This window comes from Streptomyces sp. NPDC092369, from assembly GCF_044755245.1.
Lineage (GTDB): Bacteria > Actinomycetota > Actinomycetes > Streptomycetales > Streptomycetaceae > Streptomyces.
On sequence record NZ_JBIVQP010000001.1, the window covers coordinates 737159 to 751179 of the forward strand.

Here is a 14021-nt window from a genome sequence, read left to right on the forward strand (position 1 = left end):
GACATCAGCCGATCCCGGAAGCCGGTCAGCCGGTCTCATCGGCCAGTTCCCGGATCTCACCCGTCGATACGAGGGTGAAGTCGCCGCCCGTTCAGTCCGCCACCGGCGGCATGCTCGCCGCGACCTCGCCGACCACCGCGGCCGCCCGCTCTTCGGGAACTCCCGCCGCGATGAGCCCGGCGGTCGCGGTCCGGGTCCCGTCGTCCTCGAGCGCCCCGGAGTTGACCGACTCCAGCAGTGCCACCGTCAGCGCCTCCAGCCCGGCGCTGAGCGCGGCGGCCGGCAGCCGGGTGTGGAACACGCCCTCGCGCTGCCCGCGCTCAAGGATGGCGGTGGCCACGGCCCGGGCGGGCGCGAGGACCTCGGTCACCCGGTCGGGGCCGAGGTCGCGCCGGGCCAGGCCGAGCAGCATCCGGTAGCGGTCGCCCACCGGCCAGAGGGAGAGGACGAAGTACGCGAAGGCCCGCTCGGCCGGTTCCGCGGACCGCGCCCCGTTTTCCAGGGCCTCCCGCAGCGCCTCGGACGCCTCCTCGGTGAGCGCCTGCAGCAAGGCCGCGCGGCCCGGGAAGTGACCGAACAGCGTGCGCCGTACGACACCGGAGGCGCGGGCCAGTTCCTCCAAGGTGACGTCCGGGTTCCGCCCGAGCTCCTGGCGGGCCGTGGCCAGGATGCGTGCCCGGTTGGACCGCGCGTTGCGGCGCTGTGGCTCACGGGCGACGGGCTTGGACACGGAGGAACCTCGGTGGGTCGGTGCGGGGCACGGCGGCGGGGCGGTGGACCTGCCGCGGTGGCTGCGGGACCCGCACATTTTGACACGGTCCAGGGGCTCCCCCAGGGACGCGAGGCGCGCCGTGGCGTGCGTCCGGCTTGACTGATCATGTCCCGGGCGATGAGGTGGCGACAGGCCAACTGCAGGAGTTCTCATGCCACTTGACACCGCGCTCTTCAACAACGGCGTCCCGCACTCCGCCCGGATATGGAACTACTGGCTGGGCGGCAAGGACTGCTACGAGATCGACCGCCAGGTCGGTGACCAGATCGTCGAGGCGAACCCGCAGATCCTCGACATCGCCCGGGCCCAACGGGCGTTCCTCGTCCGCACGGTGGAGCATCTCGTGCGCGAGGCCGGCATCCGTCAGTTCCTCGACGTCGGCACGGGCCTGCCCACCGCGAACAACACGCACGAGGTGGCGCAGCGGATCGCCCCCGAGACCCGGATCGTCTACGTCGACAACGACCCGATCGTGCTGGCCCATGCCGAGGCGCTGCTCACCAGCACGGCCGACGGCAGGACCGACTACATCGACGCCGATCTGCACGATCCGCAGACCATCCTGCAAGGTGCGGCCAAGACGCTGGACTTCACGCGTCCCGTCGCCCTCGTGCTGCTGGGGATCACGGCCCACGTGGTCGACGACTCCGCGTACGACCTGGTCGGGCGTCTGGTCGCCGCGTTGCCGTCCGGGAGTTTCCTGGTGCTGTGCGACGACACCGAGGTCCTCGACCCCGAGGGCATGCGCACCATGATCGAGCAGTGGAACGAGGCGGGCGACAATCCGCGGATCAACCGCAGCCCGGAGCAGCTCGCCCGCTTCTTCGACGGCCTGGAACTGCTCGACCCCGGCCTGGTCTCGGTCTCCCGCTGGCGCCCGACGGTCCCGGCCGAGGACGTCCTGGAGGTCGACGACTTCGGTGGCGTGGCCCGCAAACCGTAGCCGCGGTCAAGGGCCTGACGCCCGAAGAACCGTAGCGGCGGCCGAGCGCCCGCCGACGTGTTCCTGCGCGGTGCGGGCCCGCGCGGGACAATGGGTGCGTGGGTGCCGAGATCGTGGACGAGGCGGTACGGGCGGTTCCGTCGCCGGCGCTGCGCGGGCTGGTCGGCTGGTACGCGGGCTACCGCCAGCGCGGGGTCGCGCCGACCCGGCACCGCGGGCTGCCCTCGCCCTGGCTGACGTTGATCCTCACCCTCGACGACTCGCTGAGCATGGCCGCGCATCCCGACCCCGCCGCGGCTCCAGGCGACTTCGCCACCCTGCTGGGCGGTCTGCATCTGACGCCCGCGCTCATCGACATCCCGGGCCGCCAGTCCGGCGTCCAGATCGGGATCAGCCCCCTGGGCGCCCGCGTGCTGCTGGGAGTGCCCGCCGGGGAGCTCACCGGGATGGACCTCCACGCCGACGAGGTGCTGGGCGCGGACGTCCGCGAGGCCCACGACCGGCTGCGTGAGGCCACGGACTGGCCCGCCCGCTTCCGTGTCGTGGACGGCTGGCTGCTGCGCCGGATGTTCCACCAGGCGATCAGGCCGGCGGCCCTCACCTCGCCGGTCGCGGACGCCTGGCGGCTGCTTCTGTCGACCGGCGGCCGACTGCGCATCGACAAGCTCGCCGCCGAGGCCGGCTACAGCGACCGGCATCTGCGCAACCGCTTCCGCGCCGAGATCGGCCTCACCCCCAAGGCCGCCGCCCGGGTCATCCGCTTCGACCGCGCCCGACGCCGGCTGGCCGTCCGCCCCGGCCGCACCGACCTCGCGGGACTGGCCGCCGACTGCGGTTACGCGGACCAGTCACACCTCGACCGCGAGTTCGCGGCGCTGGCCTCCTGCTCGCCGAGCGTCTGGTTGGCACAGGAGTTCCGAAACATCCAAGCCGGGCACCATCCGCCCGCGTGACGCTGGGTGTGTCGACGGATCCACGTCACGGCGACTCAGCGAAAGGCGGCTCATCATGCCCGGCACTCCCAACTCCGCGACCACGCCCACCACTTCGAGCAACCCCGAGTCGGGCAAGCAGCCGCCCGCCCCGCAGGTCTGGCCGAGCCTGCGCGCCAGGGACGCCCGGGCACTGATCCGCTTCCTGGTCGACGCCTTCGGCTTCGAGGAGACCGTGGTCCACGGCGACGGCGACCTGGTCCAGCACGCCGAACTGGCCTGGCCCGAGGGCGGCGGCATCATGCTGGGCTCGGTCCGTGAGGACCAGGACCCCGCCAACTGCCCTACTCCGCCAGGCGCGTTCAGCGCCTACGTCGTCACCGCCGATCCGGACGCCGTCCATGCCCGGGCCAAGGCGGCCGGTGCCGAGATCACCACGGAGCTGCGGGTCACCGACTACGGCTCCCGTGACTTCGCGGCCCGCGACCCCGAGGGCAACCGCTGGTACTTCGGCACCTATCGCGGCGAACCGCGCTGAAGCGGAGCGTGCGGCCGGGGCGCAGGGGGCTGAGGCGGCAGGTGCCGGCGAATCAGCACGTCACGCCCCGCCGCCTCCGCCACTCTCCGCGACCGGCACCGGGAACAGCAGGCAGCTGCTGGTCGCGTGAGCCAGCAGGCGGTCCTTCTCGTCGAGCAGCGTCGCCTCGGCCAGCGCGGTCTGGCGGCCCCGGTTGACGACCCTGCCGACGGCACGCACCCGGCCCGTGTCCACGGTGATCCGGCGCAGGAACTTCACGGTCAGATCCAGCGAGGTGTACCCCATGCCGGCGGGAAGCGTGGACTGCACGGCGCAGCCCGCGGCAGAGTCGAGAAGGGTGGCGTAGACGCCGCCGTGCACGCTGCCGATGGGGTTGTAGTGCTCCTCCCCCGGCAGCAGGGAGAACACGGCGTGCCCCTCGGCCACCTCGTCGAGCGTGAAGTCCAGCGTGGCCGAGACGGGCGGCGCCGGCAGCCGGCCGCCCTGCACCGCACGGAGGAAGTCCAGGCCGGAGCCGTGTCCGACGGCCGCCGCCGTGACCGTGGGGTCCTCCCACTCGTACGTGCGTGTACGTCCCATGCCGTGCCGCCTCCCAGCTGACTTCGTCATTCGAAGCTAGCTGGACCGTCACCTGACTGTCAATGACGAAGCCAGGCCTCTACGATGGCGGAATGGAGTGGCTCGACGTCCGTACCGAGAACTGTCCCGTCCAGCGCACGCTCGATCTGGTCGGCGAGAAATGGACGCTGCTCGTGCTTCGGGACGCGGCGATCGGCGTGCGCCGGTTCGAGGAGTTCCGTCGACACATGGGGTTGTCGGAGGCGGTCCTCAGCGACCGGCTGCGCAAGCTCACCGCGGCCGGGATCCTCCGGACCGTCCCCTATCAGGAGCCGGGTCATCGCGTCCGCAACGAGTACCGGCTGACCCGCAAGGGCTGGGACCTCTGGCCGGTCCTGGTCGCCCTGCGCCAGTGGGGCGACACCTACGACCCCGACCCCGAGGGTCCCGTCCTGGACATGCGGCACACCGACTGCGGGGCGCCGGTACGGGTCGTCGTCGAGTGCGCCGACGAGCATGTACCGCTCACGCCGAGGGACGTGACCGCGCGGCCGGGGCCGGGTGCGCGACCGTATCGGAGCCCGGTCGTCCCGAAGTGAGACCCGGACGTTGACCGTTCGGCCTCTGTCCACGGCGGCGTGGGCGGGGCAGGCTGGTGCACAGGGGACATCTCCCTTCTGCGCCCGTCTGTGCCAGAGAGGCGAACGGCCATGGAGCAAGTGATCGTCGCGCGTACCGACCGGTCGACGAGCAGCCGGGACGCGGTCGAATGGGCCAGCCGTGAGGCGCTGTTGCGCGGGCTGCCCCTGTGCGTGCTGCACGATCCCCAACCGGACCCGGCCGAGGCCAAGTTGGTCGTGCTGGGCATGCACCGGGCGGCCTCACGACCGTCCCTTCCGGCGAGCGTCCCCGTCTCGATCACTCCGGTGGTGCTGGTACCGGAGAACAGCGGCCGGCCCTTCACCCGGCCCTCGGGCGTCGTCCTCGGCCTCGACGCCCATGATCCGGCGAGCGCGGCGATCGACTTCGCCTTCGACAGCGCACGGCTGCGCGGGACGCGCCTGCATGTCGTCCACGCCTGGCGACTTCCCCCGAGCGCGGCCGAGTTCCCGTTCGCCGTGCCGGAACAGGACCGGGCCACCTGGGAGGACCACGAGGTCCAGCTCCTGGCCGACGCGTTACGCCCCTGGCGGAGCAAGTACCCGGACGTTCCGGTACTTGAGGACGTCGTCCTGCTCCCGCCCGCCGAGGCCCTCCTGAACCATTCCGCGAACGCGGCGCTGGTCGTGGTGGGTGCGAGGGCCGGCGGCGGGCGGGGCGACGTCACCACGGCGCTGCTGCGCGACACGACGTGCCCGGTCGCGGTCGTTCGCTGGTAGGCGGGTGCCGTGGCAAGTGCCGTCCAGGCCGCCTGGGATTCCCCGAGGGCTCGTCCCCTACGCGGCTACGCCAGCCCGAGTTCCCGCGCGCCCAGCGGCTCGAAGAAGCGCTCCACGTCGGCGTCGCTCACCTCGGCCAGGGTCGCCGGTGACCAGCGCGGATCGCGGTCCTTGTCGATGACCTGGGCGCGGATGCCCTCGACCAGGTCAGGTGTGGAGAGGAACGCGCAGGAGACGCGGTACTCCTGGTCCAACACCCGCTCCAGCGAGCCGAGTCGGCGGGCGCGGCGCATGGCGGCCAGGGTGACCTTGAGGGCGGTGGGCGACTTGGTGAGCAGGATCTCCGCCGTCTCCTTCGCGGCCGGGTCGCCGTGCGCGAGGAGGCGGTCGATGATCTCTTCCACCGTGTCAGCGGCGTAGCAGGAGTCGATCCACTCCCGCCGGCCCGCCAACTCCCCTTCCGGGGAAGGCCGTCCATGACGTTCGAGTGCTTCCCGGACGGGCAGGTCGGCCAGGTCCTCGACGAAGCCCGGGAGCGACTCGGAGGGCACGTAGTGATTCGCCAGCCCGCACGACAAGGCGTCCCCGGCGCCGACGTGCGCGCCCGTCAGGGCCAGGTGAGTGCCCAGCTCGCCCGGGACACGGGAGAGGAGATACGTACCGCCGACGTCCGGCACGAAGCCGATGCCCGTCTCCGGCATGGCCACCCGCGAGCGCTCGGTGACGACGCGGACACTTCCGTGTGCGGAGATGCCGACGCCGCCGCCCATCACGATCCCGTCCATGACGGCGACGTAGGGCTTGGGGTAGTGCGCGATGCGGGCGTTCAGGTGGTACTCGTCCCGCCAGAAGGCGGCCGACGCGGTACCGTCGCCGTCACGGGCGTCGTCGTGGACGACTCGGATGTCACCGCCCGCGCACAGTCCCCGCTCCCCCGCGCCGGTGATGACGACGGCCTCGACGGAAGGGTCGGACTCCCAGGTGGTCAGGGCCTCGTCGATGCGGCGGACCATCGCGTGATCCAGGGCGTTGATGGCCGTGGGGCGGTTGAGGGTGATGTGGGCGGACCGGCCGGCGGTGGTCAGCAGCACCGATTCGCGCATGGTCTCCTTGGTTCCTTCCAGAAGCCGGTGGACCCGCAGGTCACGGACGATCTTCCGACACCGTACGCGGAGACGGACAACACAAAGGCAGGGAGGTCCCAGCGCTCCCTGCCACTAACAACCTATAGCGCACTGGGGGCCTTGCGGCAAGGCCCCCTTCGTGGCGCACAATCACCGACCTGAGCCAAAACGGGCGGAAAAACGGGAGTCGCTGAGTGCGTGTGCTGTTGTCGATCCATGAGCCGCGAGGATGTCCGGCCGGGGGCGGCGTGCGTCCCACGGTTGTCGATCAGGAGAAGGCGGCCGTAGCCGCGTGAGCCACGTCGACGTCGATCACATGGGCCCGGCCGGCCGGCGCCCAGCCACACCACCCCATCTTCGGAGCCTCGGAGCCAACGCCGTGAACCCCCTCACCACCAGCGCGTTCGACCTTCCCGACCGGCTGTCCGCGAAAGCGGACCCGGCCCTGATCTCCGCCGACGAGCAGCACTTCGCAGCCATCGCGGAGTGCCTGGAGGAGTCGATCGCCGAGCTGACCGAGCGCCTCGACACCGCGCGCAAGGCGCCCGGCGGCCTCGGCCGGGAGGCGATGGACCGGGACACCGAGGTCCACCAGGTGACCGCCCGGCTGCGCACCCTGCGCCGCTTCGGCCTGGATCTGTGCCTGGGGCACATGGTCCTCGCGGACGGCTCCGAGCCCGTGTACGTCGGACGCCTCGGCCTCACCGACAGCACGGGCCGCCGGCTGCTGCTCGACTGGCGCTCCCCCGCCGCCGAGCCGTTCTTCGGCGCCACCCACGCCAACCCGATGGGTCTGTCGAGCCGCCGCAGGTACCGCTGGACCGAGGGCCGGATCAGCGACTACTGGGACGAGGTGTTCACCGCGGACGGGTTCGCCGGGCATGCCGCGCTCGACGACCAGTCCGCGTTCATCGCGAGCCTCGGCAGCAATCGGTCGGCGCGGATGCGGGACGTGCTCGGCACCATCCAGGCCGACCAGGACGCCATCATCCGCGCGGGATCCCGCGGCACGCTCGTCGTCGACGGCGGTCCGGGCACGGGCAAGACCGTCGTCGCCCTGCACCGCTCCGCCTATCTCCTGTACTCCGACCCGCGTCTCGGCCACCGCCGTGGCGGCGTCCTGTTCGTCGGTCCGCACCGGCCGTACCTGGACTACGTCTCCGACGTCCTGCCGAGCCTCGGTGAGGAGGGCGTGCAGACCTGCATCCTGCGGGACCTCGTCGCCGAGGGGGCGGCGGCCAAGGAGGAGAGCGACCCCGAGGTGGCCGCCCTGAAGTCGTCCGCGGACCTGGTGAAGGCGATCGAGAAGGCCGTCAGGTTCTACGAGGAGCCACCCGCCAAGGGCATGACGGTCACCACCCACTGGTCCGACATCCCGCTGAGCGCCGACGACTGGGCCGTGGCGTTCGACGCGGCCGAACCCGGTACTCCGCACAACGAGGCGCGCGAGCAGGTCTGGGAGGAACTGCTCACCCTCCTGATGGAGAAGCACGAGGGCGACGCCCCGACCACCCTGTTGCGCAAGTCGCTGCTCCAGAACCGGGCGCTGCTGACGGCCTTCAACCGCGCGTGGCCGCTGCTCGAAGCGACCGACCTGGTCGGCGATCTGTGGACGGTCCCCGCCTATCTGCGGATGTGCGCTCCCTGGCTGGACCGCGACGACGTCCAGAAGCTGCAGCGCGCGGAGGCCCAGGCCTGGACGGTGTCCGACCTCCCCTTCCTGGACGCGGCACGGCAGCGGCTCGGCGACCCGGAGGCGGCGCGGCGCGAGCGCCGCCACAAGGCAATCCTCGCCGCCCAGCGCGAGCGCATGACCCAGGTCGTCGACAACCTGATCGAGGCCGTGTCCACCTCGGGCGACGACGGTGACGAGGGCATCGGCCTGGTGAAGATGCTGCGTGGCGAGGACGCCCAGGTCAGCCTGGTCGACGAGGCCGAACTGACCACCGTCGACCCGGACCTGCTGGCCGGACCGTTCGCGCACGTCGTCGTGGACGAGGCGCAGGAACTGACCGACGCCCAGTGGCAGATGCTGCTGCTGCGGTGCCCGTCCCGGAGCTTCACCATCGTCGGGGACCGCGCCCAGGCCCGGCACGGGTTCACGGAGTCCTGGCAGGAACGGCTCGAACGCATCGGACTCAACCGGATCGACGTGGCCTCGCTGAGCATCAACTACCGCACCCCTGAAGAGGTCATGGCGGAGGCCGAGCCGGTCATCCGGGCCGCGCTCCCGGACGCCAACGTCCCGACCTCCATCCGCAGCAGCGGTGTCCCCGTCGTGCACGGCCCCGCCTCGGATCTGAACTCGGTCCTCGACACCTGGCTCGCCGCACACGACGACGGCATCGCCTGTGTCATCGGTGATCCCACGTTCCGGGCGACGTCCCGAGTCCGCTCACTGACTCCCGAGCTGTCGAAGGGACTCGAGTTCGACCTGGTCGTCCTCGTCGACCCGGAGAAGTTCGGCGAGGGCATCGAAGGTGCGGTCGACCACTATGTGGCGATGACCCGGGCGACCCAGCAACTCGTGGTCCTCAGCAGCTGAGAACCCCGTCCACGACCAGCGCCGATCCGGTCCCGGGCGGGCCGGATCACCCTCCGGACGGCGGACGCGGCGCTTCGGTCCGCCGCGCCACCCCGTAGGCTGGCCCGTGCAGCTGGTTCGCCCCGTCCGCCAGGCGGGATGCGTCGCAAGAGGGAACCCGGTGGGAATCCGGGACTGCCCCGCAGCGGTGAGCGGGAACGACCGCCGTCATACGCACTGGGCCCACGGAGGGCTTGGGAAGCGACGGCCAGTAGGAGTCCGCCGGGAGACCGGAGGACGTGCCCGCGAGTCCGAAGACCTGCCAACTGCCCGCGTACGGCCGATTCGTGCGCGGACATCCCGGTGACCTCGTGGGCGGGTCGGCGTACATACCAGGCGGACGACCGCGCGGTTCCAACTGCCGCGCGGGGTCGTGACCGCCCGGTTTCGTCACCCTTCGCGCTCGTGTCCCGTCGCCGGGATCTCAGGGATCCATCTCGCGAAGGAGATCTCCGTGACCACCAGGACCGCAGCCGCGGCAGCGCGGGCCACCGTGTACGGCTACCCCCGCCAGGGCCCGAACCGGGAACTGAAGAAGGCGATCGAGGGCTACTGGAAGGGCCGCGTCACCGCCGACGACCTGCGCGCCACGGGCGCCGAGCTGCGTCGCACCAACTGGCGGGAGCTGGCGAAGGCCGGCGTCGACGAGGTGCCGACCGGCGACTTCTCGTACTACGACCACGTCCTCGACACCACCGTCATGGTCGGCGCCATCCCCGCCCGCCACCGCGCCGCCGTCGAGACGGACGCCCTGGACGGGTACTTCGCCATGGCGCGCGGCACCCAGGACGTGGCGCCGCTGGAGATGACGAAGTGGTTCGACACCAACTACCACTACCTGGTGCCCGAGTTGGGCCCCGACACCGTGTTCACCGCCGACTCGACCAAGCAGGTCGAGGAGTTGGCGCAGGCGCTGGCCCTGGGGCTGAGTGCCCGTCCGGTGCTGGTCGGTCCGGTCACCTACCTCCTGCTGGCCAAGCCCGCCCCTGGCGTGCCGGCGGACTTCGACCCGCTCACCCTGCTCGACCGGCTGCTGCCCGTGTACGCCGAGGTCCTCGCCGACCTGCGTGCGGCGGGCGCCGAGTGGGTGCAGCTGGACGAGCCCGCCCTGGTCCAGGACCGCACGCCGGCCGAGCTGAACGCCGCCACGCGCACCTACCGTGACCTCGGTGGCCTCACCGACCGGCCGAAGCTCCTGATCGCCTCCTACTTCGACCGGCTCGGCGACGCGTTGCCGGTACTGGCCAAGGCGCCGGTCGAGGGGCTCGCGCTGGACTTCACCGAGGCCGCCGCCGCCAACCTCGACGCGCTGGCCGCCGTGGGCGGACTGCCCGGAAAGCGGCTGGTCGCCGGCGTGGTCAACGGCCGCAACATCTGGGTGAACGACCTGTCGGCGTCCCTCTCCACCCTCGGCACCCTGCTCGGGCTCGCCGACCGGGTCGACGTGTCGGCCTCCTGCTCGCTGCTCCACGTGCCGCTCGACTCCGCCCGGGAGCGGGACATCGAGCCGCAGATCCTGCGCTGGCTCGCGTTCGCGAAGCAGAAGACGGCCGAGATCGTCACCCTCGCCAAGGGTCTCGCCCAGGGCACCGACACGATCGCCGCCGAACTCGCCGCCAACCGCGCGGACTTGGCCTCCCGCACCGGCTCACCGATCACGAACGATCCGGCGGTACGGGCCCGCGCCGCCGCCGTCACGGAGGCCGACGCCCGCCGCTCCCAGCCCTACACCGAACGTGCCGCGGCCCAGCGTGCCCACCTCGGCCTGCCGCTGCTGCCGACCACCACGATCGGCTCCTTCCCGCAGACCGGTGAACTGCGCACCGCCCGCGCCGACTTGAGGGCGGGCCGGGTCGACATGGCCGGCTACGAGGAGCGCATCAGGGCCGAGATCCAGGAGGTGATCTCCTTCCAGGAGAAGACCGGCCTGGACGTCCTCGTGCACGGTGAGGCCGAACGCAACGACATGGTCCAGTACTTCGCCGAGCAGCTGACGGGGTACCTGGCCACGCAGCACGGCTGGGTGCAGTCCTACGGCACCCGTTACGTCCGGCCGCCGATCCTGGCCGGCGACATCTCCCGCCCCGAGCCGATGACCGTGCGCTGGACGACGTACGCCCAGTCCCTCACCTCACGACCGGTCAAGGGCATGCTCACCGGGCCCGTCACCATGCTCGCCTGGTCCTTCGTCCGTGACGACCAGCCGCTCGGCGACACTGCCCGCCAGGTCGCGCTCGCCCTGCGCGAGGAGGTCAACGACCTTGAGGCGGCCGGGACTTCGGTGATCCAGGTCGACGAGCCCGCGCTGCGCGAGACGCTGCCGCTGCGCGCCGCCGACCGCCCGGCCTACCTGGCGTGGGCCACGGAGGCGTTCCGGCTCAGCACGGGCGGGGTGCGGCCGGACACGCAGATCCACACGCACATGTGCTACGCCGAGTTCGGGGACATCGTGCAGGCCATCGACGACCTCGACGCGGACGTCATCAGCCTGGAGGCCGCCCGCTCCCACATGCAGGTGGCGCGCGAACTCGCCTCGTACGGCTATCCGCGCGAGGCGGGACCGGGCGTGTACGACATCCACTCGCCACGGGTGCCGGGCACGGAGGAGGCGGCCGATCTGCTGCGCACCGGGCTCAAGGCCATCCCCGCCGAGCGGCTGTGGGTCAACCCCGACTGCGGTCTGAAGACCCGCGGTTGGCCCGAGACCCGGGCCTCGCTGGAGAACCTGGTCGCCGCCGCCCGCAGGGTCCGTGAGGAACTGCACGGGGCCTGACGCCTGGGCCCGATGCCGGTCCGGTCGGCCGGGGAGGGGAGCCGGAGCCCCTCCCCGGCCGGCGCGGGCACGTGCCGTGTCCAAGGGAGACTGACAGTTCACGCACCGCATCAGGAGGAGCCGCCCGTGACCAGTCGTGTCACCTTCATCTCGCCCGCGATGAGCACCTCGCTGCGCCAGGCGCGCTTCGACGACGGCGGCTCGATCGAGGCCGGCGGAGAGACGCGGGCCCGTGCCGTGGCCGGAGCCCTGCCTCCGGGTGCGCGGGTAGTCGTGGGTCCGAGCCTGCGCTGCCGCCAGACGGCAACCGCGCTGGGTCTCAACGGGTCGGAGGAAGCAGCGGAGTTGGCGGGGCTGGACGTGGGGCGCTGGCGGGGTCTCACCCTCGCCGAGGTCGGTGCCGGTGAGCCGGAGGCGGTGGCCCGATGGCTCGCCGATCCGGCGTCCGCCCCGCACGGCGGGGAGTCCGTCGAGGAGTTGTGCGCGCGGGTGGCGCGGTGGCTGGACGCGTCCCTCGGCGCGGACGGCCGTACTCTCGCCGTGGTCGAACCGGACGTCGTACGGGCCGTGGTGGTGCACGCGTCGGACGCGCCCGCGGCGGCCTTCTGGCGGCTGGACGTACTGCCGTTGACCGCTACCTCGCTGAGTGGGCGTGCAGGCCGCTGGAACGTGCGGATCGGGCAGCCGCTGGAGACGGCCGAGGCGGCTGAGGTCCCGTCGGCCGGTGGTTCATGAGGCCGGGTCCCGGTGTCGGCGTAACAGCGCGGCGATCGCGCAGCGCAGCCAGTCGATGTCGGCGTCCGGGTCCGTGTGCGTCGACGCGGCTTCGCAGGTCCCGGGCGGTGCCGCGACCAACTCCAGCAGTTCCCGCAGGAGTTGCTCGGTCCGCTCACCTTCTCGCCGGGTCGTCGTCGGCGGGACTGACGGGAGAACGCGAGAGGGCCCCCGGACGATTCGGCGGGCCCTCTCGTCAGGTCGGTCGTGTCAGTGCGGTGCGGGCACCGCCGTACCCGCCGTGACCCGGGCGGGCTTCGGGTTCAGCAGCCGTTCGGCCAACTCGCCGAAGGCCAGGCCGAATCCGCCCCACAGAGTGATCTGCATGGCCAGCGCGGAGAGCCGGAAGCGCCACAGCACGGTGGCCGGGAAGTCCGCGGGGACCTCGTTGATGACCGGCAGGAACGCGTACGCGAGCCCGATCACCAGGGCGAACGCGGCGAGCGCGACGACGGTCGCGTACCAGGTGCCCAGGCTCGGCGCGAGCCGCTTGCCGAGGATGGCCGCGGCGATCGCGAGGAGCACGCTGAGCACCATCATCAGGAAGTACAGGGTGGTCCGCTTGCCGATGGTGTCGGGGTCGCCGACCGCCGGCGGGTTGGCCGGGTACTTCAGGAACGGGACGACGTAGACGGCCAGCAGGGCGCAGCCGGACAGCAGCAGCGCGGTGGCCCGCGGGCTGAACCGGCCGACGCGGCCGAGCGCGAAGCAGAAGGCGAGCGCGGCGATGCCGCCGAACGCGACGCCGTAGATCAGGACACCGGTGGCCAGGCCCGCGGTGGACTGCAGGGAGCGGGAGACGATCTCCATCTCGTGCTCGTGGGAGTGCGCGTCCTCGAAACCGATCGCCTTGTCGACACTCGGTTCACCGAGGAAGTAGGCGACGACGAGAGCGAGCACGCCGGCGGCGAGGCCGGCGAGCATGCCCCGCACGAGAAGGTTTCGCACCGTTGCGGAGTTCATGTGAGTGCTGGTTTCCCTCGGGTCAGTGGCAGGGGAAGCCGAGCAGGTGACGGGCGTCGTGCACCCACTCGTGGACGTCCGAACCGGACACGAGGGAGGTGGCGCCCTGTTCGGCGCCGACGAAGTAGAGCAGGACCAGCATCAGGATGCCGAAGAAGACCGCCCAGGGGACGATCGCGCCGATCGGCAGCTTGGCGGGGAGAGCGGGGGTGGTGGCTGTCGGCTGAGCGACGTGCTGCGCCATGGCAGGGCCTCCTCTGGGAGTTCGCGTCCCATCTCGGTGGTGCACAGGACGACGGCTACGGGTCTGACTCGCCCCCCTCCGCTAAAGGGGTGGCACACAGTGGCGCGACCGTGCCGGACTCCCACCGGCTTCCGTTTTGGCGTCGTCGATATCAGAGTGACCGTACCGTGTGTCGCGAACATGGCCAATACCGCGCTACCTGGGGTGATGCGGCTCTCGTCTGCGGGGCGGCCCGGAGTGTCGGCCTCCGTCGTCAATTCACCGCGCGCACAAGCCGGTTCGGGCGCCACGCGATCGGCGGTCCCGCGCGCGTACCTTTTCCCGGGCCGACGGCCACATCGGGGTAGTCGGAGAGCACCTTCGGGAGGGTGACGGGCAGTTGGCCCTGCCGGTGGCGCCGGAGCAGGTCGAGCAGACAGGGGTCGGACCTGGACGCG

Annotated in this window: 13 protein-coding genes and 2 riboswitches; of the genes, 8 read left to right on the forward strand and 5 right to left on the reverse strand. The window is 71.7% G+C overall.

All coding sequences use genetic code 11. The features are described from left to right. Positions 1–91: 91 nt before the first annotated feature. Positions 92–730, reverse strand: coding sequence for a TetR/AcrR family transcriptional regulator (locus tag ACIQI8_RS03305; RefSeq protein WP_402344283.1), 639 nt, complete (start codon positions 728–730; stop codon positions 92–94). A 193-nt stretch (positions 731–923) separates the two neighbouring features. Here ACIQI8_RS03305 and ACIQI8_RS03310 point away from each other — a divergent pair, with 193 nt between their 5' ends. From ACIQI8_RS03310 to ACIQI8_RS03320, 3 genes are all read left to right on the forward strand, one after another. Then, a complete protein-coding gene (locus ACIQI8_RS03310) occupies positions 924–1715 on the forward strand; it encodes an SAM-dependent methyltransferase (protein ID WP_402344286.1) in 792 nt (263 codons plus the stop codon). A gap of 98 nt (positions 1716–1813) precedes the next feature. Next, the gene (locus tag ACIQI8_RS03315) at positions 1814–2668 is read left to right on the forward strand and encodes a helix-turn-helix domain-containing protein (RefSeq protein WP_402344289.1); all 855 of its coding nucleotides are present in this window, start codon (positions 1814–1816) and stop codon (positions 2666–2668) included. A 55-nt stretch (positions 2669–2723) separates the two neighbouring features. After that, on the forward strand, positions 2724–3185 hold the full coding sequence (locus tag ACIQI8_RS03320; protein WP_402344292.1) for a VOC family protein: 462 nt from the start codon (positions 2724–2726) through the stop codon (positions 3183–3185). A gap of 60 nt (positions 3186–3245) precedes the next feature. Here ACIQI8_RS03320 and ACIQI8_RS03325 read toward each other — a convergent pair whose 3' ends face one another. Next, a complete protein-coding gene (locus tag ACIQI8_RS03325) occupies positions 3246–3764 on the reverse strand; it encodes a PaaI family thioesterase (RefSeq protein WP_402344295.1) in 519 nt (172 codons plus the stop codon). Between the two features lie 92 nt (positions 3765–3856). On the opposite strand from ACIQI8_RS03325, the gene ACIQI8_RS03330 reads away from it, so the two are divergent. Next, positions 3857–4342 (forward strand): winged helix-turn-helix transcriptional regulator, encoded by a 486-nt coding sequence (locus ACIQI8_RS03330; protein WP_402344298.1) that lies wholly within the window; start codon positions 3857–3859, stop codon positions 4340–4342. A 111-nt stretch (positions 4343–4453) separates the two neighbouring features. After that, complete coding sequence (locus ACIQI8_RS03335; RefSeq protein WP_402344301.1) at positions 4454–5122, forward strand: universal stress protein; 669 nt, start codon at positions 4454–4456, stop codon at positions 5120–5122. A gap of 65 nt (positions 5123–5187) precedes the next feature. Here ACIQI8_RS03335 and ACIQI8_RS03340 read toward each other — a convergent pair whose 3' ends face one another. After that, positions 5188–6225 (reverse strand): enoyl-CoA hydratase/isomerase family protein, encoded by a 1038-nt coding sequence (locus ACIQI8_RS03340; RefSeq protein ID WP_402344304.1) that lies wholly within the window; start codon positions 6223–6225, stop codon positions 5188–5190. A gap of 400 nt (positions 6226–6625) precedes the next feature. On the opposite strand from ACIQI8_RS03340, the gene helR reads away from it, so the two are divergent. The 3 genes from helR (at position 6626) to ACIQI8_RS03355 (ending at position 12338) form a co-directional block, all read left to right on the forward strand. Beyond that, on the forward strand, positions 6626–8791 hold the full coding sequence (helR, locus tag ACIQI8_RS03345; RefSeq protein WP_402344307.1) for an RNA polymerase recycling motor ATPase HelR: 2166 nt from the start codon (positions 6626–6628) through the stop codon (positions 8789–8791). 96 nt (positions 8792–8887) lie between these two features. Next, a riboswitch (cobalamin riboswitch) is annotated at positions 8888–9112 on the forward strand. A gap of 172 nt (positions 9113–9284) precedes the next feature. Next, positions 9285–11603: a 5-methyltetrahydropteroyltriglutamate--homocysteine S-methyltransferase gene (gene metE, locus ACIQI8_RS03350; protein ID WP_402344310.1), complete on the forward strand. Its 2319-nt coding sequence runs from the start codon at positions 9285–9287 to the stop codon at positions 11601–11603. Positions 11604–11729: 126 nt separating this feature from the next. Next, positions 11730–12338, forward strand: coding sequence for a histidine phosphatase family protein (locus tag ACIQI8_RS03355; protein WP_402344313.1), 609 nt, complete (start codon positions 11730–11732; stop codon positions 12336–12338). Between the two features lie 249 nt (positions 12339–12587). Here ACIQI8_RS03355 and ACIQI8_RS03360 read toward each other — a convergent pair whose 3' ends face one another. Together ACIQI8_RS03360 and ACIQI8_RS03365 are read right to left on the reverse strand one after the other, a co-directional pair. Next, on the reverse strand, positions 12588–13340 hold the full coding sequence (locus tag ACIQI8_RS03360; RefSeq protein ID WP_402344316.1) for a CbtA family protein: 753 nt from the start codon (positions 13338–13340) through the stop codon (positions 12588–12590). 22 nt (positions 13341–13362) lie between these two features. Next, entirely contained in the window at positions 13363–13584 is a 222-nt protein-coding gene (locus ACIQI8_RS03365; RefSeq protein WP_123996460.1) for a CbtB-domain containing protein, read from the reverse strand. A 35-nt stretch (positions 13585–13619) separates the two neighbouring features. Next, positions 13620–13769, reverse strand: a riboswitch (cobalamin riboswitch). Positions 13770–14021: the final 252 nt, after the last annotated feature.